We start from the raw sequence: 22,165 nt of genomic DNA on the forward strand, positions 1-22,165 counted from the left end.
GGTGCTTCTTGTCTGGGATGCATTGTGTAGGATGAAACAGCCCAACGCCAGTGAATGGATCATTTCAACGACATCCCACATACCTCCCCGGCATAGCACAAATCTGCTATATTCCGCGGTCTTTTGACGTTCTCCGGCCGCTCCAGCGGAGCCCCCGGCCGCAACCCCAAAGCGATGGAAAAACCGATGCCCGATACGCGCAAAATCCTAGTCACCAGCGCACTCCCTTATGCCAATGGCTCCCTGCACCTGGGCCACGTTCTCGAGTACATCCAGACCGACATCTGGTCGCGCTTCCAGCGTGCGCGCGGCAACGATTGCCTATACATTTGCGCAGATGATGCGCACGGCACCGCAATCATGCTCAAGGCCGAACAATTGGGCCTGACTCCGGAGCAGCACATCGCCAACATGCAGGCGGAACATGAGCGTGATTTTGCCGACTTCCTGATCGGCGTGGATAATTACCACTCCACCCATTCAGAGGAAAACCGCGAGTTGTCCTCTATGATTTATCAGCGTTTGAGCGACAATGGCCATATCGCCTCTCGCACCATCACCCAGGCATTCGATCCAGAGAAACAGCTATTCCTGGCAGACCGCTATATCAAGGGTACCTGCCCACGCTGTAGCACACCCGATCAATACGGTGATAACTGTGAGGCTTGTGGCGCTACTTACAGCCCCACAGAGCTAATCGATCCGGTTTCCGCCATCTCTGGCGCTACACCGGTGGAAAAAGAGTCCGAGCACTTCTTTTTTACACTGCCCGCCTTCACCGAATTTCTGCGTGACTGGACTCGCTCCGGCACCCTGCAGGATGAAGTCGCCAATAAGCTGGCCGAGTGGCTCGAAGAGGGGTTGCAGGAATGGGACATCTCCCGCGACGCACCTTACTTCGGTTTTGAGATCCCAGACGCGCCGGGCAAATATTTCTATGTATGGCTGGATGCTCCTATCGGCTATATGGCTAGCCTGAAAAATTACTGCGACAAGAATGGTAGCGACTGGCTGGATTACTGGAAGAAAGACAGCAATGCTGAGGTATATCACTTTATCGGCAAGGATATCGTCAACTTCCACGCCCTATTCTGGCCGGCCATGCTGGACTCCGCAGATTTCCGCACCCCCAACAAGGTATGTGTGCATGGCTTCCTAACCGTCAACGGCAAGAAAATGTCCAAGTCCCGCGGCACTTTTATCAACGCCCGCAACTACCTGGATCACCTGAATCCCGAATACCTGCGCTACTACTTCGCCGCCAAACTCACCGCCGGAGTGGATGACCTGGACCTCAACCTGGATGATTTTATCGCCAAGGTGAATTCCGACTTGGTAGGCAAGGTAGTCAATATCGCCTCACGCACCGCCAAGTTTGTCAGTAAGGCCGGTGGCAAGCTCGCCACTGAACTGGCCGATGAAAAATTGTGGGACCAGTTTATAGAAGCCGCACCACGCGTTGCCAATTACTATGAGCAGCGCGAATATGCCCGCGCCATGCGTGACATTATGGCACTGGCCGATGCTGCCAATGCCTGGATCGCCGACAAAGCCCCCTGGTCCCTGGCTAAGCAGGAAGGAGCTGAGTCCGAAGTACTGGCAATTTGTTCTCAAGGCGTGAATATGTTCCGCGCGCTGATCACATGGCTCGCCCCAATACTGCCCAACACCGCGCAAAAGGCGGCTGAATTCCTCAACAGCGGGCTGGGATGGAACAGTGCGATTACACCTCTGGTCGACCATGAGATCAACAAGTTCAAGCCGCTGCTGCAGCGTGTAGAAAAAACCCAAGTGGATGCAGTGATGGATGCGGCAAAGGAGTCTCTGGCCCAACTGCAGGCCGAGGCCAAGGCCGCCACAGGTCCCCTGGCCGATGAGCCCATTGCCGAGCAAATCCAGTTCGATGATTTCGCCAAGGTAGACCTGCGTATCGCCCTGATTGCCAAAGCAGAACACGTAGAGGGCGCCGGTAAGTTACTGCGGCTGACCCTAGACTTGGGCGGCGAAACACGACAGGTGTTTGCCGGCATCAAGAGCGCCTATTCGCCAGAAGAACTGGAGGGCAAGCATACTGTCATGGTAGCTAATCTGGCGCCGCGCAAAATGCGCTTCGGGGTGAGCGAAGGTATGGTGTTGGCCGCCGGGCCTGGTGGTAAAGACCTTTGGATTCTAGAGCCTCACGAGGGCGCCAAGCCCGGCATGCGAGTCATGTAATTGAATCTGGCGATGTCCCTAGCCTAGCGCAGTGACACCGCAATCAGGCCGGCGCATACTAGCCCCACACCAAGCAGTTGGGGCCTGTATGCCGGCTCTTTTAATAGCCAGATACCAAAACCAACTCCCAGCGGAATACTGAGCTGGCGCAAGGCCACTACATAGCTCACATTCTCCGTCATCGCCATGGCCAGCAAAACAAGGCCATAGGTAGCTCCCATCATCAGTCCCGTTACTAACCCGAGCTTCAAATCACCCAGGCTTCGCACCAATTGGGCACGCCCATTGCTACCAAGACAACCGAAAAGCAACCACAAGCCGCTGGCAAAGAACTGCATACCCAGGTAACTGTATGCCATCGCCATAGGCCGAACGGCACCGTCGAGAGCTGTCTCCAGGTGGAGTAAAGCTCCCTTATCTGCCAGTGAATACCCTACAGTCCCCAGTGCGGCGACCAGGGCCCAGGCACAATCAGCTCGCCAGTAAGCGCGCCAGTGCCATTGACGAAAATACACCAGTGGCACTAACAGACAGCCAATGGTGACCAGTAACATGCCCAGCCAGGCAAGCCACGGCAGAGTCTGTCCGAGCAGCACCGTTGCCAGCGCCACCAGTAATACAGGCAGTGCTCGTGCTATGGGATAAACAAGCCCCATATTGGCGCGCTGGTATGCTAACGCCAGGCCTCCCATATAAATCATCTGAAAAAAGCCACTGCCTATCAGAAGCAGCCAGAACGCACGCGGCAATCCCTGTGCTTGAGACAAGACCCAAACACCAAGGGGAAGAAGTAATAAGCCCACGCTCAGTGTGGCGATGCAAAAAAAAGCCGGGGAAGGTGTGCGGGATTTTCCCAGTAAATTCCATCCCGCATGGAGAAATGCCGATACTAAAACCAGTGTTGCTGCGGTTACCGATATTCCCATTAAGAGCCCTCTTCAACTGAAACAGAAAGGCCCGACAAACAAACCGTAGCCACCCACACAGGACAGATCACGCGCCCCTCCAGCGAAGCCATTGCAATCGGCATCAACTGCCGTAGCATGCCTAAAACAACACAGAAACTAAGGAGACCCCATGCGCGGCGTATTTCTTGACGCACTGACAATGAAGCTGGAGGAGTTGGACATATCAGCCCTGCAAAACAGTCTAGACCACTGGGATTTCCACGATACCACTTCCGACACGCAAACTGCTGAGCACATTGCCGATGCGGAGGTGGTAATCACCAACAAGGTGGTATTAAATCGCGCCGTTTTAGCGCAAGCAAAAAACCTCAAACTGATCTGTGTATGCGCTACCGGCACCAACAATGTTGACCTTGAGGCCGCAAAAGAATTCGACATCCCAGTGCGCAATGTCCAAGGCTACGCTGGAGCCTCAGTGCCACAACATACTCTGGCCTTAATGCTGGCCCTCGCCTCACGTTGGCACCTCTATCACCAGGACGTAATGGCGGGACAATGGAGTCAGTCAGAGATTTTTTGCCTGCTGGATCATCCAGTAGTTGAACTATCGGGAAAAACTCTCGGCATTATTGGCTATGGGGAGTTAGGTCAGAGGGTTGCTCGCCTCGGCGAGGCTCTGGATATGCGGATTTTGATCGCTGAATCCTCCGGACAAACTGAAAAGAAAAACCGGGTGCCCCTGGCGCAGTTGCAGTCGGAGTCAGATGTGCTCAGTCTGCACTGTCCACTCACAGAGCAAACTGAGAAACTTATCGATCGCACATTTATCGCTGCAATGAAACCCGGCGCTCTATTGATCAATACAGCCCGCGGCGGCCTGGTAGATGAGGAAGCTCTCGCCGACGCATTGCGCAGCGGCAAGCTGGGTGGGGCAGCCTTGGATGTACTCAGCGAAGAACCCCCACCCGCAAGCCACCCTCTGCTGGATAACGACATTCCCAACCTAATCCTTACCCCTCACAATGCCTGGATCAGCCGAGAAAGCCGCCAGCGCCTATTAAATGGCGTGGTTAATAATATTGAATCCTGGAGACGGGAATTCGACAACGCACCCCTTAAGCCGTGACTTCCCTCTTCTATCTATATGCTCTCCCCGCACCCAACAGAGCCTTAGAAAAATGATCACAATTAAGGCTCGGGGTCACTATCCTACCCATTGGGCACGATTCTCACCCTAAAAAGTACTTATACCCAGGAAGGAATTTCAGTGATTTTGGTTAGGAGACAAGAAAAGAGAGTGTATATAGCTTTTTATAAAATAATTAATTGTGCTTATTTTCAATTCCCCTAATAAAAGCGCTAATTTGACTGGGGAATACAGGGGACGACTATATCATTCCTTGCCAATCAACCCCTGAAAAGGAGCAACCCGATGGCAACTGCAAGATCTCCCCACACAAACTCCAGTAGGGAAAAGCTGCAACAGGCCTATAATCTCGCAGGCGAGGCGGCAACTGATGCTGCGGAAAGCTTGAGACAGCGAGCTAAATCTTCAGTGGAAACCCAGAGACAGCGTGCTGCGGAAGTTATGGAAAAAGCGGAATCTTCATTGCGGGAACGCCCAATTCTTGCGGTGGGTTGTGCCTTTGTAGTCGGTTGGGCAATCGCTAAGCTTTTTAAATAGCTCTGATCATTTTTTTACCGGTAGGGATACCCTAGATGGGAAATGGAAAAAAGCCTGACTCTAATTCCGGCCCGGCTGCGCACGATCGCGGCCGGGACGAAACAGATGGATCAGCCAACGGCGTTGGAAATAGCGACGATGACAGTTTAGAAACAACTTTGGCCCGTGCCGAAGCCACTCTCACGTTACTTACTGCCTGGATCAGCAATATTCAGCGATTATTCCAATTGGAATTGGATCGGACTCTGACTGCTGGCAAACGCCTTATATTTTTGCAACTGATGTTAGTGCCCCTGGGAACAGCCCTGCTTGTCACTATTTGCGGCGGCGTAGGCCTTTTTGCCTACTATTTTTCCCAGTCTATCTATATTGGCTTTCTCGTCTTTCTCTTATTACAAATTGCTATTTTTATCGGCGTGCTGATATACCAACAGAAACTGCGCCCGCTGCTTGGGTTTGAAGAAACCAAGCGGCAGGTGAAAGAGGCCTTAAGCGATGTCGCTGAGAACTTTAAATAAACAGATTGAACAATGCCGCCACGATACAGAAAAACAGCGTCGTAGCGCATTGCACTTAATCAATCAACAGCAGCAGCAGGCCCGCCAACTCCTGAGTTCAATTCCTGTACCACTAATGCTCGGTCTGGCATTCGCTGCTGGTTTTATTACCGAGAAATTGTGGCGGCTGCCACGCACCTCGCAAATAGTTCAGCTGATGCTTTCACTGCGTACTTTCTAAAGAGGAAGGCGAGCTTTTTTCTCATAAACAACTCCCTGTTAGCTCTCTTCATCTGTTAATTTGTCCTGGGTCTTTGTCTCAAAATCACCGGCATCATGGCGCTCGTGAAGCTGTTTTTTGGGATCTCCCCAGGTTCGATTTACCATGCGTCCACGTTGCACCGCAGGCCGTGCGGCAATTTCCTCAACCCAGCGATTCAGATGTTTGTAACTTTGGGTATCGAGAAATTCGGCAGCATCATAAGCCTCATTGCGTACCAATGCTCCATACCAGGGCCAGATCGCGATATCTGCAATAGTGTATTCACGCCCGGCTATATATTGGTGTTTTGCCAGCTGCTGATCCAAGACATCCATTTGCCGCTTTACTTCCATAGCAAAACGATTGATCGGATATTCATACTTCTCAGGGGCGTAGGCATAGAAGTGGCCAAAACCACCACCGAGATAGGGGGCAGCGCCCATTTGCCAGAAAAGCCAGTTGAGAGTTTCCGTGCGCTGCTCCGGGGTATGCGGTAGGTAGGCGCCAAACTTCTCTCCCAGGTAAAGGAGTATCGAGCCACTTTCAAATACCCTGATAGGCGGATTTGTGCTCTGGTCCAAAAGAGCAGGAATTTTCGAGTTGGGGTTCACCTCCACAAAACCACTGCCAAACTGATCTCCCTCAGTAATACGAACCAGATGGGCATCGTATTCAGCTCCATCAAAACCCAGCTCCAACAACTCCTCCAGCATGATCGTCACTTTGACCCCATTCGGCGTCCCCAGTGAATACAGCTGCATCGGGTGCTTACCCCGGGACAACGCCTTCTCATGTGTGGCACCCGCCACCGGGCGATTGATCTTGGCGAACTGCCCACCGCTCTCCGAATCCCAGGTCCAGACTTTTGGTGGGGTATAAGGTTGATCCGACATTTCACGGCTCCAACTGATATTAGGATTTGTCCAGCCATAGATATGGCCACGTCAATTTACTGTAAAGGGGCGCGCCAGCATTTATCGAGAAAGTTCAAAGGAGTTCACTTAATTCACCCGAAACTACACTCACAACCGGCAAACCAGCTGAAATAAGCCCTATTTTTTATATGGACACTAACGACAACCCCATATCTCAATAACCTCGCACAGCTTATAGTCATGCAGCGGCTATTTGGTCATATTACTGACCCCGAAGCTGGGGCCCCTCACCTGCCAGAAGATGCCTGTTCCGAGTTGAAGGCCCTCTGCGACTCACCCATAATACCGGCCCTGCGCGACATTCGACGGACACCTTGCTCACAGAACGCACCACTATCAGGGGCAGGGGCATATACACCGCCATAGCGCTCGTGCCATTTCGCCCCAGGGCTTCAACCGGACCTGTTATGACCGAATTCGCAGTTATCCTGCTCAGTACCATCCTGGTCAACAACTATGTGTTGGTACAGTTTCTGGGCCTGTGCCCCTTTATGGGTGTCTCCAACAAGTTGGAGACCGCCGTGGGCATGGCCGGTGCCACAACCTTTGTACTAACCCTGGCGTCAATTTGCTCCTACTTGGTAAATACCTACCTGCTTGAGCCTTTTGGTATCGAGTATTTGCGCACTATCTCCTTTATTCTGGTAATTGCAGTAGTAGTGCAGTTTGCGCGAATGTTTATCGAGAAAACCAGCCCATTAATGTACAAGGTACTAGGGGTTTTCCTACCTCTAATCACCACTAATTGCGCAGTATTAGGAGTGGCCCTGCAAAACACCATGAAGGCCCATACATTTATGCAGTCCACCTTGTACGGCTTCGGAGCTGCTGTAGGCTTCTCCCTGGTTTTGATTCTTTTCTCCTCCATGCGTGAGCGTCTCTTTGCCGCAGATGTACCCCTGCCATTTCGCGGTGCAGCTATCGGTATGGTAACTGCTGGGCTGATGTCCCTGGCATTTATGGGCTTTAGCGGTCTGGTATAGGGTTTTACGATGCTGGACTGGATCTCAGAAATTTCCTCTCCCCTACTGGTACTTGGCGGCATGGCGCTGACGTTTGGTGCCCTGCTGGGATTTGCCGCTGTACGCTTTAAAGTTGAAGGCGACCCCCTGGTGGAACAGGTTGATGCGCTACTACCACAGACCCAGTGTGGACAGTGCGGTTACCCCGGCTGTAGACCCTATGCGGAAGCCATCGTGCACGGCGATGCCATCAACAAGTGCCCACCCGGAGGCCAGGCCACCATCAATGAGCTGGCCAACTTACTGGACATGGAACCCATGCCACTGGACGCCGAGCACGGGGTAGAGGAAGTAAAGAAAGTCGCTTTTATTCGCGAGGCAGAATGTATCGGCTGTACCAAATGTATCCAGGCATGCCCGGTGGACGCTATCGCCGGGGCTGCTAAATACATGCATACCGTCATCACCGATGAATGCACTGGCTGCGACCTGTGTGTGGAACCCTGCCCAGTGGATTGTATTGATATGGTGCCTGTGGATATGCCTTTACAAGACTGGCACCCCCGGAAACCTGAGGACGGCATCCAGTTAATAGCCTCTGACCGTCGCGGTAATCAGACAGAAACTGGGGGAGGTGCAGTTTGAGCCCCGAGAACGAGACCCAAGCACAGCAAGAGAGAGCCCAACAGCGGAAAGCGGTTACCGAGCGTCGCGCTGCCCGTGAGGCCCAGTTAATTGCCAGCGAAAAAGCGCGGGAGCTGCGCCCCAATGATTTTCACGGTGGCGTACACCCCCCGGAGAATAAGCATCAAAGTACCGGCGAGCCCATTGGCAGTATTCCCTTAGCCGAAGATCTGATAGTGCCCCTTCTACAGCACACAGGTGCTACAGCCCTGCCACTGGTTAATCTTGGTGACGATGTATTAAAGGGGCAAAAAATTGCTGAAGCGGATGGCTTGATCAGCTGTCCAGTGCACGCTCCCAGCTCTGGCAAGGTCGTTGCTATAGAGCCCTGCGCCGTCCCCCACCCATCGGGGCAGGTGGAAGACTGCGTTGTTATTCGCACCGATGGTGAGGAGCGCTGGTGCAAGCTTGAGACCTGTGAGGACTTTACCCAGCTCAGCCGAGTGGAGTTGCTGGAGAAAATTCGTGACTGCGGCATCGCGGGAATGGGAGGTGCCGGTTTCCCCACTGCAGTAAAACTGGACCCTCATGGCGGTGCAGAGATTGATACTTTGATTATCAATGGCACCGAGTGCGAACCCTATATCACCGCTGACGATATGCTGATGCGGGAGCGCGCTGGAGAAATTATTGCCGGAGTCGGTATCCTTTCCTACATCCTTGATGAACCGGAACGGGTTCTCATCGGGATTGAGGATAACAAACCTCAAGCGATTGCAGCGATGCGCGAGGCCGCCAAAGGCACTCGTTTCGATATTGTCGTATTTCCTACTAAATACCCCTCCGGCGGTGAAAAGCAACTGATCCAGATTCTCACAGGGCGTGAGGTCCCCAACCAGGGACTGCCGGCCAATGTCGGTATCGTATGCCAGAACGTGGGTACTGCCAGAGCCATATTCCGCGCAGTACACTTCGGAGAGCCTTTGATCAGCCGGGTTACCACTGTAGTGGGCAAAGCCCTGGAGCGACAACGCAATATTGAAGTACCCATCGGTACCCCCATTCGTCATATCCTTCAGCATCACGGAATTCACCGCGGATTGATGCAAAAGGTGATTATCGGTGGCCCCATGATGGGGTACACCATTGATGATGAAAGCTCACCAGTTGTAAAAACCACCAATTGTCTGCTGGTACCTACCATTGATGAGCTGCCACCCGCTCCAATAGCCAAAGCTTGTATCCGCTGTGGTTTCTGCGCAGAAGCCTGCCCTGCATCGCTGCTACCACAACAACTCTACTGGTATGCACGCGCTGATGAACGGGAAAAACTACAGGCTTACAATTTGTTTGACTGCATTGAATGCGGGGCCTGCTCCTATGTTTGTCCCAGCACGATTCCTCTGGTCCAGTATTACCGCGCGGCAAAGGGGGCTATACGCCAGACCGAGGCGGAGAAGGAGAAATCCGACCGTGCTCGCGACCGCTTCGAATTCCGTAAACTGCGCCTGGAAAAGGCGGAAAAGGAAAAAGAGGCAAAACGTGAAGCCCGACGCAAGGCAGCCGAACTGGCCCGCCAGCAGCGCGAGCAAAACCCAGAGTCTGAGCAAGCCAAAGCCAGTAAACAGGAGGCCGATGTTGTCGCCGCAGCGCTAGCTAGGGTCCAGTCCCGCCAAGAGGACCCCCAGCAATTATTCGCCCGTGCTCAGCGCACGTTCTCCAGTGCAGAGAGCCGCGTGGAGCGCCTACGCGGCAAACTGGAAACCGCCAATGACAGCCAGCGCGACCAGCTTGCCGCTCAACTCAAAGCCGCTGAATTGAAACTACAGGAAGCTGAACACAAGCTCACCCTGGCCAAGCGACGCGCTGACCGCGACCCCGCGCGAGAACCCAGCAAAGAAGAAACCAATGCCGCTGTACGCGCTATCAACAAAGCCCGTTCCGCCGCAGAGGCGCGGGCCCAGTTAAGTGATGCGGAAAAGCTCACTGCGGATATCGATGCTCTACGCAAGAGGGTATCCAAAGCCGAAGCACGACTGCAAAAGGCCCGGGAAGAAGATGACGCTAATCTAGAGGCTTTTGAGACCGCCTTGGAGAAGCTGCAGAAAAAATTGGAAAACAAGATGCATGAACAGCAATCGGCACAGGGTGGAGATCAATAATGTCACTGATCCGTGCCACCTCTCCCCATGCCCGCTCCGGAGATCAAACAGCCAAAGTGATGCTGCAGGTGGCCGCCGCCACCGCCCCGGGTGTACTGGCGATGGTAATCTACTTTGGCATAGGCGTTCTGATCAATATTGCCTTGTCGATTATCACCGCCATGCTGTGCGAAGCGGCGGTGATGAAATTACGCAATCGCCCCGTGGCCTTTTACTTGCGTGACTATAGTGCCTTTGTTACCGCATTGCTCCTTGGCATCGCCCTTCCTCCCTATTGTGCTTGGTGGCTGCCGGTAGTAGGCAGTGCCGTGGCTGTAATACTGGCTAAACACCTCTATGGCGGTATGGGCTACAACCCGTTCAACCCTGCAATGGTGGGCTATGTGGTGCTACTCATCAGCTTCCCTGTGGACATGACTCGCTGGGTGGGCGCTGCAGATGTAATCGGGGGTGCCCCCAGTGTTGGGGAAGCCTTCGCCCTCGTCTTCGGCAATTACAACGTGGATGGTTTCACCCGCGCTACACCCTTGGAGATTGTCCGCCTCAATGAATCAGTTCTTTTGTCACAGCTGTATGAATTGGAGCCCATTTTCAACAAGGGCACCTTTGCTGGGGCTGGCTGGGAAACCATTAGTTTTGGTTTCCTGTTCGGAGGACTATTTCTGCTCTTCCGCGGCATTATCACCTGGCATGCGCCGGTCGCGATGCTTGCCACCCTGACTCTTTTATCCCTGTTTTTTTATGACAGTGGCAGTTCACTGTCTGAAGGTTCGCCGCTATTGCACCTATTTTCTGGTGCCACCATGTTTGGGGCCTTCTTTATTATTACCGATCCGGTTAGCGGCTGTACGAGTAATAAGGGGCGCCTGATTTTTGGGGCGGGGGTAGGACTCTTTACCTATATTATCCGCGCATGGGGCAGCTACCCGGATGCAGTGGCTTTCGCAGTGCTCTTGATGAACTTTGCCGCGCCCACTATCGACAATTATTCCCTGCCCCGCACTTATGGCCATAAGCGGCCACGACGCGCCACCGATCTGGAGGAGCACTGATGCTCAAACAGTCCATGGCGACAAACGCCGCTGTCTTAACCCTATTTGCCCTGGTCACTGCCGGAACGCTGGCAGTGACCCAGATCACTACACGTGAACCCATTGAGCGCGCCATACGGGCAGCATCGGCAAAAGCACTGTTGGAAATCATTCCCCTGGATCGCCACAGTAACGACCTACTGGTTGATACCTATCCAATTCCCAAGGTCTTCTGGAACCAGCTCGGCCTCCCCCAGGGTGGTGATATCAACCTCGCGCGGGGGGAGGATGGAAAAATCTCCGCTGTGATTGTGCCAGCGGTGGCACCCGACGGTTATTCAGGCCCTATCCAATTGCTGGTGGGAGTAAACCGCGACGGTACTATTGCCGGGGTGCGGGTTACAGGTCATAGCGAAACCCCCGGCCTCGGCGACAAAGTTGAGCTGAAGAAAAGTGACTGGATACTGCAATTCGATGGTTTGTCATTAAAAAATCCACCCGCTAATGAATGGAAAGTACAGAAAGATGGCGGAGTGTTCGATCAGTTTACCGGGGCCACAATTACCCCGCGCGCGGTCGTGAATGAGGTGCGTCAAGTATTGGAGTTTGTCGCACAGAATCACCAAAAGATTTTTAGTGCGCCAATATCAAAGCGTGCGGTGGAAGTTGAGAACCCCGAAGCAGAAAAAACAGATGGGGCCCAACCAGAGATGGAGCAAAACTGATGGCAACCCCCGGTTACGCAGAAATCACCCACAATGGGCTTTGGAAGAATAACCCTGCACTGGTGCAGCTACTGGGGCTTTGCCCCCTGTTGGCAGTGACAGGCACAGTGGTCAACGCTATTGGATTGGGCCTAGCCACAACCGGAGTTCTTACCTGCTCAAACCTGGCGGTATCCCTCGTGCGTCAGCAAATGCCAGATACTGTTCGACTGCCCGCTTCGGTCATGATCATCGCCACCTTCGTTACCTGTGTCGAGCTGCTCATGAAGGCCTTCACTTATGAGTTGTACTTGGTGCTCGGTATTTTTATTCCCTTGATTGTTACCAATTGCGCCATTCTCGGGCGTGCAGATGCCTTCGCGAGTAAAAACCCGGTCCTTCCCTCGCTGGTAGATGGATTTATGATGGGAGTTGGCTTTACCGCAGTATTAATCGTAATTGGCGCCGTACGGGAAATATTGGGCCAGGGCACTCTCTTTTCAGATATGGATTTATTACTCGGCCCCATGGCAAAAGACTGGGGCATCTCGGTTCTGGGTAGTAACTATCCTGGAGTACTTGTGGCGGTACTCCCCCCAGGAGCATTCCTGGTTGCAGGTCTACTAATCGCAGCAAAAAATGCAATAGATTCAGGTATTGAACGTCGTCGCAGCCAACAAGTAAAAATTGTTCCCGGCTCTAAACGTGTTCGCGTTACCGGAAAAATTTCTTAGAAATAAACTTGGAGAAAAAATATCGACGGCAATCTCTTAGTTTAGCGAAAACCATTTGATTGCCAGTGATTATTTAAAGGGCATATTTCATTTATTCTTCTAAATAAAATATTCATATTTGGCGTATTTATTTTCCTTTGATAGATTAATAAACACCTATCTGTCACCAAAAGCCCAAAAATATACACCTTTGCTAACACACTGAAAATAAAGCCCTTTTTCAGTGCAATACCGGTGTAATCGAATGTAATAGCATTATTGTCTCTTTTTGAATTCGTTTGGCTAGAATGGCACGACCGACCAGCTTGAGAGTGCTATCGGTGCCAACGCAATAAGAACAGGGATACTGCTATGACTGTAGACAATGGAAAGTCTGATTTGGTCTACCACGGCCGCCGCGCTCAACGCGCCGACAGCCGCCTGCGCCGCAAGGCAATCCTTGAGGCCACCCTGCGACTGATCGTAAAGGAAGGTATTCGCGGTATTCGTCACCGCGCTGTAGCCCGGGAAGCAAGTGTACCCCTGGCTGCCACTACCTACTACTTTAAAGACCTCAATGACCTTATCAGCGACTCATTTACATATTTCGTCGAACAGGGACTAGAGAGTACGCGCCAACTTCAGGAAGAAAGCTTCAGCGCTGCCCGTAACCTTTCAGCACAAGAACGCGCCTCGAACAGTAGCCGCAAATTATTAGTCCAACAGCTAACCCGTTTTGTGCTGACCCATGTCCGAAGCCAAGCTGAGGACAAGGACCGGCGCCTTATAGAACTAGCATTTCGCAATGAAGCACTGCGGAATGAGCAGTTGACACGAGCAGTACGCATGTCAAACCATGCACGGGAATCCCTGATGCAGGAATTCTTCCACCTGCTTGGCCTCACAGACCCCGAAGCTGCAGCTCAGATCGCCCATGGCACAATTCTAAAGCTAGAGTATGAAATACTGAGTGGCACTATTGCCCTCGACTCACCACTACTCGAGCGTACGGTAACCATGATGGTCCACGGGCTGATTCCCGCCGCCACTCCGGTTACTGAAGCCGCAGCATACGGTTAAAATGGGGTTCGGAAAAGGTACGGTGCCCTCGGGCACTGTACCCATTATTCTGAACTAGCTCCGTCTTTTAGAAGGGTTTATGTGCAAGTACCCGGCATAGCCGCAACCCACTGGCGCAGCAGCTCCACCCCCTCCTCATGCACCAAACTGCGACCCAGTTCCGGCATCATCGCACCGGGATCAACAGACTCAATTCTGAAATTCAAAATGGAGTGATCCGGTTCACCCGGCACTATGGCAAATAAGCGCTCGCCACTGCCAGTTCCCGCCGCCACCGGTGGCTTGCACAAGCCCAACTTACGCAAGTCTGTCTCACTATGATTTAGCATTAAACCAGAGGTATCGGCCGCGCCAGCAGGGTTATGGCAATGACCACAATTGATATCAAGATAGGCCCTGGCTCGCTCATTCAGCGTTACACTGTTATCCATAAATTTGGCTAAGCTGGGCAGTTCAATAGTCTTGGGAACATCACGAAGATAACCAATCTTTTGCCAGTGCTTCAGCTGATTTTCTGTACCACTGAGGTAGGGGTAATCTCGATTGAGGTGTCTGGCCCTTGGGCCGAGAGGTGAAATTTTCTTGCCGGTGAAATTATCTGCATGGCATCCAGCACACTGATTAGCATCAGGCACCACATAGGTAAATTCTGTAATATCCCCCGTTGCCGTTTTTAGCTTAAGTCGACTGGCATCACCAGCAATTTCAAATACCGCTTCTGTCTGTGATTCATTCCAAATATAGGGAATCGCCTGCCAGCCACTCTCACGCCTCACTAGCAACCGGGTTTCCATCAGACGCACCCGCTGCATATCCAGGGCCTCACCCATACGGCCTTCAGCATAGTCATGCTCGAAATTATCAGTGCGCAGTACTGTCTCGTTTTCGCCCCTTGGATAGTAAAATGTTTTGGTTAAAACTGTGCCAACAGGGTAGTCAAACTGCTCATCGCCATATCGGGCCGAAACACCATCAGGCATCCACACTGTACGCAACTTATGGGCATAATCAGTAAATAGTCCTGTGTTGAGATCATAGGGCACCACTCCGATATTTGGCGTTAATACACCATCGAGAATATTTACCAGGTTCCAATCACTCAGTCGTTCCGGAATCGCATTTTCAGCAAACACGACCACTTGAGGGCGAGATTTATCACAGCCTGCTATAGTGGACAGCATCATTCCTGCAAGCAGGATAAAGGCACTTGCCCAGGATATCCAACTATTCATTTCTACCCTCTAATACTGCCAGATGATTATCTGTCTTCTGATCCTCTACGGGCTGCTCAAACTCCAGGACAATTTGGGGTAATTTCTCAAGCTGGCATTTATGTGCGGAAATATCGGTAGAGATATTTTGATAGCCATTGAGGAAATCCACATTGAGAATACCAGCTTCTGCATTATCAATGCATAATTTCAAGTGATCCGGCAGGGCTCCATCAACTGTTTTCTCTTGATTGACAACCCCGTCCCAAAGTACATCGGGAATGCTTCCACCCAGTCCAAATCGAGCCAATTTCAAGGCTTTCAATTCCAGGTGGTCGGGTGAAGTGCCCCCACCAGAAAACTGGTTATCATAGATATAAATTCCTTCAGGATATGGGTCGAAATCTTCCTGTGTGGATTTGTCGCTATAATAACCCGCCGTAAAGTAGCTACTCACTACTATATTAGCGGTATCGTTATCTGCTATCTCATTCTCAAATATCTCAACATTATCATTGGAGTTAATTACAATACCTGACCCTGCAGGAACTGCAGCTACTGGCGTACCTTCATGACCAAAATTTGATGTATTATTTTTAAAAATTTTATTATTGAAAATACGGGTGCTATGCCCAGGCTGAGGAAGGTTTGGCATATTAAAAACCAAGACTCCACCCGTATTGTTAGTTGCCACATTTCCGTATACATCAGCGCCGATCGTGTTTTCAATTTCAATCCCAGCCACATTGAATTCGGCACGATTATTACGCACTATGACATTTCTCGACTGCCCTACGTAAATACCCGCATCGGATGCCCCTATAGCAACTGAACTCTCCACCAGGGTATTTTTAGTTTGAACAGGATATATGCCGTAAGCTCCATTCTCAGTGGCTGGCCCATTTGTCCACTCAACACGTATATTGCGAATCACTATGTTCTCGCCTTCATTTACTTTTAAGGCATCACCGATTGTGTCTTCAATGGCAAGATTTTCGATAGTGAAATTACTTGCATTCACCAGTAATCCTTCGGCCCCCTGAATCTGCCCTTTAAACGAGAGAATAGATTTATCCATACCCGCACCGCGTATCGTGACGCCATCCACATTCAAGGATAAGCTGCGGTTAATTTGAAACTCTCCTTCGGGAATTAACACCACATCCCCCGGTTTTGCAGATATCAGTTGCCTGAGTAGTTGCTTCTGAAAATCATGGCTAGTTTTTACGCCGGGAGCGTCATTTTGTACCCGCTTGTCCTTGTCACCAGGCGAGCAAGCTGTGGAAGCCATTAGTGCCAAAACCACTCCCACACAGATTGATGTTTTCATGATACGTCCTTTATTTGAATTATTATCGGTAGCAATTAGTGGCAATCTATAAAAATAGGCACGAATGTACCAATTAGGTTGCGCAAAAAACCCTCTTACATAGCTTTACCGATACTATCCAACCAGTGCCTCTGCATCAAGACACTATTATTAATGAACCGGAAAACAATACCGACTCGGCATTAGCAAATTATCCGTCACTTACACTTTAAATTGGCCCAGGAAAGCTAAAGCGATGAAAATCTTAAAGCCAGCCTTGATTTCCATCAGCTTATTGGCGGAGAGCACTCTCGCCGAGCAGTCACTTAAAGTAGTGATCATGACACCTAATGGAGAAACATTTCAAACAAAACAAATATTGGAAAATCGACTCACAGAAAGCACTCCCGTAATATCTATAAGGGCAATAATGAGAGAGTATCAAGCGATACGGTGCAACGGCCCATGGGGTGCAATTAAGTACAAGGTGATGCTATCAAGCGGTCCAGGCATAGAGATTTTCAAGAAGAATGATCGAGTATACCTACAGTTTATCGAGTATTCAGTAATCAATAAAGATTTGACAGTAGCAAGTATGGGCATTCATTGTATTGATACCGAGCCAAAACAGATATTTAACACTATTGGAGAAATTGATCTTATGAGGAACATAGAAAAGCAAGAGGAACTGGAGCTAAGCAACGGCTACATTTTAAAATATCATTACACTCCAAAATAAAACAATACAAGTAATTAACCATTTAGAAACTTACCAGCCTGAAAATAAGTTTCTTGACATTCATCTCTTACTAAGTCCTCCATGTTTAAGAAGCCATGTATCATATCTGGAAAGTGGAAATTTTCTGAACGAACCCCAGTATTTTTTATAGACTTATAATAAAGCACCCCCTCATCTCGCAAGGGGCAAAACCCTGCCGTTATAACTAGGGTATCCGGCAATCCTCCGGAGAAATCCATATGTAATGGAGATGCTGACTTTCTACATTGGCCATCCTTAAAGTACTGCTCAGAAAACCAGATGCATTTATCGCGTTCGACATAATAGCCCACACCATTTTCCTTATATGACGCACACCTAGCTGTATAATCAACACAGGGATAGACCAGAACTTGTTTGGAAATAGTAATACCTAGATCATATTGGGCGAGATGCGAAACTGATGCAGACAGGGCTCCACCTGCTGAGTCTCCAGCAACAGATAAACTTGTTTGATAATTGACTTTTCTTTTATCCAAAACCGTCCATATCCCACGAGCGACAGCACACGAATCGACCACTGCAGCGGGATATGGATTTTCGGGAGCCAGCCGATACTCTGGTGCCACCAAAATATGCTGCGTCGCGAGGGAAAACTTCCGGCATATCGGATCGTAGTTTTCTACACTTCCCACAACATGACCACCACCATGAAAATATAAAAGTACAGGCAACTTCTTCTCTGGTGCAGGATTATATACCCTGACAGGCACGTTATAGCCAGTGGAATAGACTACTTCATCAAATATGCAGTCCACTTCTGGAATATCAGAAATGTAACTCCTGATCATTTTTCCAGACATCTCACGAGAATTAATTACACTAAACTTGAACCCCTGAGCTGCTTGCGCAGCCATACTCTCGTTGAGTTGATCCAGAAAAGGGATCAGTTTCGCATTTACCTTTCGCAACAGGCTGTCCTCTCAGGTAAATCACAAAGCAGTCATCAACATTATAAGTAGCCTCCATACATAAAGGCTTCCTGATTAACTGGTAGGAAATAATTAAGAATCCATAGATATAATTACTTTGTCTACTAAAAGCAGCCAGCTTAGAATTAACAAGTAAACTGGCTATTTGAAGAATAATGGTGATATCAGTGGAAAACTGGCTCGGAGACATAGCTCCAGAAAAGTACAGTTCCCACCATAATCAACACAGCCATTACCAGAGAGACAGTAATAATGGCACTGGCAAAAAGAAACCCGCGCTCTTCCGAGACACCCATAACAATGGGAATTCCCAAATATAACAAATAAACGGCATAGGCAACTGCAACGGTAGCCAAAAGAATATCTAACCATAGCAAAGGGTATATACCGGCGACACCGACTAAAAAGATTGGTGTTGCAGTAAATCCAGCGATAACAACGCCCTTCAATGGGTGTGTTTCAGCTCCATAGGTCTTGGCCATCCAATGAATGAAGTAACCAATCGCAACAACAGTCAATACCATAGTGCAGTAAAAAACCGCAACTAACTCCAGTGCACTCTGACCTGTAATTCTGACCGGTTCACCGCCACCAATACTCCAACCCACCTGAGTGGTGCCAAAATACCACGCCGCTGCTGGAAGCAACGCCAAAACAATCACGTAGGGCAACTGACTGCGTAATTTCTTTTCAGGGAGGCTACTGATCAGTTCCCACTGCCTGCGGGGCTGTATCATAAGGCCGAACATATGGATCAACATTCCGTTTTCCTCACGCTCTGTAAGGAACTCTAAGTGCGACCTATTTGCTCAATTTGATCTTGAAACTGCTGGTCAAAATGAGGTGTACCACTAAAAGGCCATCCTCGAAGCTCCAGTTCATTTCTTCTTCTATCGACTTACTTTTAGGAGCTTAAGTCGTTCAAGTCAACAATAAGGAAGGAATTGGCGGAAATGCTTACATGAGCGTTTCTAGGAGAAACATTTAACCCACCGAAAATGATACAAAACAACCCGGGAGGATAATTATCTGTATAAATAAAAGAGAGACAAATAAGTGGATATAGCCATATCAGAGGTAGCTGGCGAATTAACTCAGCCAGCTATCTGAAGGGACATTCCAGCCTCAGAAACTGACCGCCTGAATAGCGCACATCCAACCAAAACGATCCTCCTCTCGCCCTTCCTGAATATCAAGGAGCGCCTGACGCAGGTGCTGGGCCACAGGACCAGGTGCCTGAGGAAGTTTGTAGGTACCACTTTCATCACCTATCACGCTTATAGGGCTGATAATCGCAGCGGTGCCACAGGCAAATGTTTCAGAGCAGACGCCCGAGGCGACCTGCCCTAGTAATTCATCAATATGAATTGCACCCTCAATTACTTTGTATCCGAGGTCCCTAGCCAATTCAATCAGACTAAAACGGGTAATCCCCTCTAGAATGGAGCCATTAAGCGCCGGAGTGTGAAGCTCGCCGTCGATTACCGCGAAGAAATTCATACCAGACAACTCATCCACACTACTGCGGTCGTCTGGGTTAAGCCATAGTGACTGGTCAAAGCCACGCTCTTTTAAGCGACCAATACTAAGCAAGGAGCCTGCGTAGTTACCACCGACCTTTGCATCCCCAGTGCCCCCTACTGCAGCTCTGGCGTCTTCTCGCTCTACCCAAAGTCGCATATTACCGGAGTGGTAAGCCTCTGAAGGGCTTGCGATCACATAAAACTCATAGGAGGTGCTCGCAGATACCGTTAGGTCTGCCTGGGTACCCATCAGAAAGGGACGCAAGTAGAGGGATTCTCCACTGTTACCAGGTACTAAATTTGCGCAGTAAGCAGCGACAGTGCGCACACCATCCATGAACAGAGACTCAGGCACTGGAGGCATACATAGGCGCTTGGCTGAATAAGACATGCGCTCTGCATTTTTTTCAGGGCGGAAAAGGGCAATACCCTGCGACGTACGGTAAGCTTTCATCCCCTCAAAGCACGACTGAGCGTAATGCAATACCTTAGCTGCCGGGTCAACAGATAGTGGTGCGTAGGGGACCAACTCACCACTGCTCCAGCAACCATCCTGACAGACAGCACGAAACATTACTGGCGCCATTACTGCCCCAAAACCCAGCCTCTCAGGCATTTCATATCCACGCAGGCTCGGGGCTACGTCAGGGTCGATATAGATGCTCACCAGCTCTCTCCTCTCATTCCAATTGGCTGATTATGGCGCCTGTTGCGCTGCAATCCAAATATGTCACCCGAGGGTTGATCAGATACAGCTAATAGCCCCTAAAAAAACGCAAAAATTTAGGATGAAAATCCACTAAGCAGTTCGTATTACTTGCCCCACAGTGTCAGATACGGCATCCCCCCGGCAATATCAACTGTCGCCCAAACAAGCACAATAAACTTTTGGCACCTGCTTACCGACCTTGAGTTCTGCTATTTCTCCCGGCCTGCTAAACCAAAAGGGTGGTCGCAGGCATGCCGGCAAATCGATAGCCGGTTGGTTGAAGTCTCCGTCACAATCCCTCTGATGACAGATTGTGCTGGCTATACTGTTTAATACGCAGCCAGGAGCGCAAAGATAAGCATCCGGCTGCGTCTTCCCCGAGGCCCCAAGAGCGAACTCACCGCCGGCCCTCGTGTTGAAGCAGAACCACATTTCAGGAGAGAGCTTCCACTCAACGACCTTTGGGGTCCACAGGTGGAAACGAGACCCACATACCCTGCGTGAGGCCATGGCTTTTTTCGCAGTTGTGGGTAATGAAAACCGGAATGGAAGTGGTTCAATCGTGACACAGATAGATACCAGCAAATCACTTGCTATCGGCTTGATGTTTACAGCCACAGCACTGCTGTGTAAAAGCGCCTTCGCTGCAGATGGCGTAACTGTGAGCCAGGATACTAATGCCCCTCCCAAGGCATTTATTGAGGCCGCCTCCAAACCCCTACAAAAAAATCGACGACAACTTCGTCCTTCTGAGGCGGTAGAAAGCTACCGCGAACGAATTGAAGAACTTGAGGCACAACACGGTGCTTATGGCGCGGGAATTGATGAACAATTACTTGGGTTAGCCACAGCTTTGCAAAAAACTGGTGCACATAAAGAAGCCGCCAGTGAGTTCCGTCGTGCCATGCTGGTAAATAGGGTCAATGAAGGACTCTACTCCCTTAACCAGATCCCTATGATTGAGCGACTGATCGAAAGTCAGATTGCCCTGAATCAGTGGGAGGAAGCTAACGACAATCAACAGTACCTCTACTGGCTTTACGAAAAAAATTACGGTGAAAAAGATCCACGGATGTTACCCGTTATCAATAACCTGAGCCGCTGGCATCTACAGTCTTACATAGAAGAAAAAGGTGAGACTCTTGTTGAGCACCTGATCAATGCTACAAAACTTTATACCTTAGCGGTTGATATCATCACAAAGAATTTTGGTGCCAGTGATTTGCGCTTGGTAGACGCTCTACGCGGACTCAAAGCAACCAATTATTACTTGGCAACCTATAAGGGCGAACCACAGGCACCAGTTATCGTCAATACCAGCTTTGGCGCTGGTGGATCCAATGCCAGTCAACTTCACAAAGTAGATCACTACCGGACGAAGAGTTTTAACACCGGTAAAAAAGCCATAACCCGTATCGTCGACGTTTACCAAAGAAATCCCCTATCCCCACCGGCAGCTTCAGCCAAAGCAAAAGTAGAGCTAGGTGACTGGTACATGATGTTTAACAAGTGGCATTCGGCTCGCCAGACATATGGCGAAGCCTATCAGGCACTATGGGACAATGGCGCCTCCAATGACGAAATAGAGGATATTTTTGGGCGTCCTGTCGCCCTGCCAGCACTTCCAATACTGGACTCCGACAGTAAGGCCCTAGCCAACTCCCACATCACTGTTTCATACGACGTTACCGCTTTCGGAAAAGCACGCAATATTAAGGTGTTGAGAGCCTACCCATCGGACAAGGTGCGCATTCGTTCCAAAGTCCGCAACATATTAAAGCGCGCCAAGTTTCGCCCTCGCTTTGAGGACGGCGAAGCAGTAGAAACCCGCGGCATAGTGCAACGATTCGTCTTTGATTGAGGATTTTTGCTGCAAAGCACTTTTAAAGCGGTGTGGTAAACGCGCAAATAATCAAATAACAACTAT

The 22,165-nt window shown here is 50.2% G+C and carries 21 protein-coding genes; 14 read left to right on the forward strand and 7 right to left on the reverse strand.

Features of this window, described 5'->3' with window-relative positions:
* The first annotated feature begins 186 nt into the window (after positions 1-186).
* The gene (gene metG, locus ACJJIP_RS17435) at positions 187-2,214 is read left to right on the forward strand and encodes a methionine--tRNA ligase (RefSeq protein ID WP_444945702.1); all 2,028 of its coding nucleotides are present in this window, start codon (positions 187-189) and stop codon (positions 2,212-2,214) included.
* Between the two features lie 23 nt (positions 2,215-2,237).
* On the opposite strand, the gene ACJJIP_RS17440 is transcribed toward metG, so the two are convergent.
* Entirely contained in the window at positions 2,238-3,140 is a 903-nt protein-coding gene (locus ACJJIP_RS17440) for an EamA family transporter (RefSeq protein ID WP_020411921.1), read from the reverse strand.
* A gap of 151 nt (positions 3,141-3,291) precedes the next feature.
* Here ACJJIP_RS17440 and ACJJIP_RS17445 point away from each other — a divergent pair, with 151 nt between their 5' ends.
* The 4 genes from ACJJIP_RS17445 to ACJJIP_RS17460 all read left to right on the forward strand — a co-directional run bounded on the left by ACJJIP_RS17445 (position 3,292) and on the right by ACJJIP_RS17460 (position 5,544).
* On the forward strand, positions 3,292-4,248 hold the full coding sequence (locus ACJJIP_RS17445; RefSeq protein ID WP_444945703.1) for a D-2-hydroxyacid dehydrogenase: 957 nt from the start codon (positions 3,292-3,294) through the stop codon (positions 4,246-4,248).
* A 306-nt stretch (positions 4,249-4,554) separates the two neighbouring features.
* On the forward strand, positions 4,555-4,806 hold the full coding sequence (locus ACJJIP_RS17450; protein ID WP_020411919.1) for a hypothetical protein: 252 nt from the start codon (positions 4,555-4,557) through the stop codon (positions 4,804-4,806).
* Positions 4,807-4,841: 35 nt separating this feature from the next.
* On the forward strand, positions 4,842-5,324 hold the full coding sequence (locus tag ACJJIP_RS17455; protein WP_020411918.1) for a hypothetical protein: 483 nt from the start codon (positions 4,842-4,844) through the stop codon (positions 5,322-5,324).
* Positions 5,302-5,544 carry a hypothetical protein gene (locus tag ACJJIP_RS17460; protein ID WP_020411917.1) on the forward strand — a complete coding sequence of 81 codons (243 nt, stop codon included), beginning with the start codon at positions 5,302-5,304 and terminating at the stop codon, positions 5,542-5,544. Before ACJJIP_RS17455 ends, ACJJIP_RS17460 begins: the two co-directional genes overlap by 23 nt.
* A gap of 38 nt (positions 5,545-5,582) precedes the next feature.
* Here ACJJIP_RS17460 and yghU read toward each other — a convergent pair whose 3' ends face one another.
* Positions 5,583-6,458, reverse strand: a complete 876-nt coding sequence (gene yghU / locus ACJJIP_RS17465) for a glutathione-dependent disulfide-bond oxidoreductase (RefSeq protein WP_282951655.1) — start codon at positions 6,456-6,458, stop codon at positions 5,583-5,585.
* A 449-nt stretch (positions 6,459-6,907) separates the two neighbouring features.
* Between yghU and rsxA the strand changes: the two genes are divergently transcribed.
* The 7 genes from rsxA (at position 6,908) to ACJJIP_RS17500 (ending at position 13,776) form a co-directional block, all read left to right on the forward strand.
* Positions 6,908-7,483: an electron transport complex subunit RsxA gene (rsxA, locus tag ACJJIP_RS17470; RefSeq protein WP_020411915.1), complete on the forward strand. Its 576-nt coding sequence runs from the start codon at positions 6,908-6,910 to the stop codon at positions 7,481-7,483.
* A 9-nt stretch (positions 7,484-7,492) separates the two neighbouring features.
* On the forward strand, positions 7,493-8,107 hold the full coding sequence (gene rsxB / locus ACJJIP_RS17475) for an electron transport complex subunit RsxB (protein ID WP_020411914.1): 615 nt from the start codon (positions 7,493-7,495) through the stop codon (positions 8,105-8,107).
* The gene (gene rsxC, locus ACJJIP_RS17480) at positions 8,104-10,248 is read left to right on the forward strand and encodes an electron transport complex subunit RsxC (protein WP_444945704.1); all 2,145 of its coding nucleotides are present in this window, start codon (positions 8,104-8,106) and stop codon (positions 10,246-10,248) included. Before rsxB ends, rsxC begins: the two co-directional genes overlap by 4 nt.
* Entirely contained in the window at positions 10,248-11,300 is a 1,053-nt protein-coding gene (locus ACJJIP_RS17485; protein ID WP_444945705.1) for an RnfABCDGE type electron transport complex subunit D, read from the forward strand. Before rsxC ends, ACJJIP_RS17485 begins: the two co-directional genes overlap by 1 nt.
* Positions 11,300-12,004, forward strand: a complete 705-nt coding sequence (rsxG, locus tag ACJJIP_RS17490) for an electron transport complex subunit RsxG (RefSeq protein ID WP_282951657.1) — start codon at positions 11,300-11,302, stop codon at positions 12,002-12,004. Before ACJJIP_RS17485 ends, rsxG begins: the two co-directional genes overlap by 1 nt.
* Positions 12,004-12,717 carry an electron transport complex subunit E gene (locus tag ACJJIP_RS17495; RefSeq protein ID WP_353376979.1) on the forward strand — a complete coding sequence of 238 codons (714 nt, stop codon included), beginning with the start codon at positions 12,004-12,006 and terminating at the stop codon, positions 12,715-12,717. Before rsxG ends, ACJJIP_RS17495 begins: the two co-directional genes overlap by 1 nt.
* Positions 12,718-13,068: 351 nt before the next feature.
* Entirely contained in the window at positions 13,069-13,776 is a 708-nt protein-coding gene (locus ACJJIP_RS17500; RefSeq protein WP_020411909.1) for a TetR/AcrR family transcriptional regulator, read from the forward strand.
* Between the two features lie 77 nt (positions 13,777-13,853).
* On the opposite strand, the gene ACJJIP_RS17505 is transcribed toward ACJJIP_RS17500, so the two are convergent.
* Both ACJJIP_RS17505 and ACJJIP_RS17510 read right to left on the reverse strand, forming a co-directional pair.
* Positions 13,854-15,008, reverse strand: a complete 1,155-nt coding sequence (locus ACJJIP_RS17505) for an SO2930 family diheme c-type cytochrome (protein ID WP_444945706.1) — start codon at positions 15,006-15,008, stop codon at positions 13,854-13,856.
* Positions 15,001-16,317: a parallel beta-helix domain-containing protein gene (locus ACJJIP_RS17510; protein WP_444945707.1), complete on the reverse strand. Its 1,317-nt coding sequence runs from the start codon at positions 16,315-16,317 to the stop codon at positions 15,001-15,003. The genes ACJJIP_RS17505 and ACJJIP_RS17510 overlap by 8 nt, the downstream gene beginning before the upstream one ends.
* 235 nt (positions 16,318-16,552) lie before the next feature.
* Here ACJJIP_RS17510 and ACJJIP_RS17515 point away from each other — a divergent pair, with 235 nt between their 5' ends.
* The gene (locus tag ACJJIP_RS17515; protein ID WP_444945708.1) at positions 16,553-17,035 is read left to right on the forward strand and encodes a hypothetical protein; all 483 of its coding nucleotides are present in this window, start codon (positions 16,553-16,555) and stop codon (positions 17,033-17,035) included.
* 14 nt (positions 17,036-17,049) lie between these two features.
* Here the strand turns inward: ACJJIP_RS17515 and ACJJIP_RS17520 are convergent, their stop codons facing one another.
* The 3 genes from ACJJIP_RS17520 to ACJJIP_RS17530 all read right to left on the reverse strand — a co-directional run bounded on the left by ACJJIP_RS17520 (position 17,050) and on the right by ACJJIP_RS17530 (position 20,196).
* The gene (locus ACJJIP_RS17520) at positions 17,050-17,985 is read right to left on the reverse strand and encodes an alpha/beta hydrolase (protein ID WP_444945709.1); all 936 of its coding nucleotides are present in this window, start codon (positions 17,983-17,985) and stop codon (positions 17,050-17,052) included.
* Between the two features lie 185 nt (positions 17,986-18,170).
* Positions 18,171-18,767 (reverse strand): Yip1 family protein, encoded by a 597-nt coding sequence (locus tag ACJJIP_RS17525; RefSeq protein WP_282951661.1) that lies wholly within the window; start codon positions 18,765-18,767, stop codon positions 18,171-18,173.
* A 364-nt stretch (positions 18,768-19,131) separates the two neighbouring features.
* A complete protein-coding gene (locus ACJJIP_RS17530; RefSeq protein ID WP_020411903.1) occupies positions 19,132-20,196 on the reverse strand; it encodes a branched-chain amino acid aminotransferase in 1,065 nt (354 codons plus the stop codon).
* Between the two features lie 550 nt (positions 20,197-20,746).
* Between ACJJIP_RS17530 and ACJJIP_RS17535 the strand changes: the two genes are divergently transcribed.
* Positions 20,747-22,099, forward strand: a complete 1,353-nt coding sequence (locus ACJJIP_RS17535; RefSeq protein WP_020411901.1) for an energy transducer TonB — start codon at positions 20,747-20,749, stop codon at positions 22,097-22,099.
* Positions 22,100-22,165: the final 66 nt, after the last annotated feature.

Source organism: Microbulbifer variabilis, assembly GCF_052467165.1.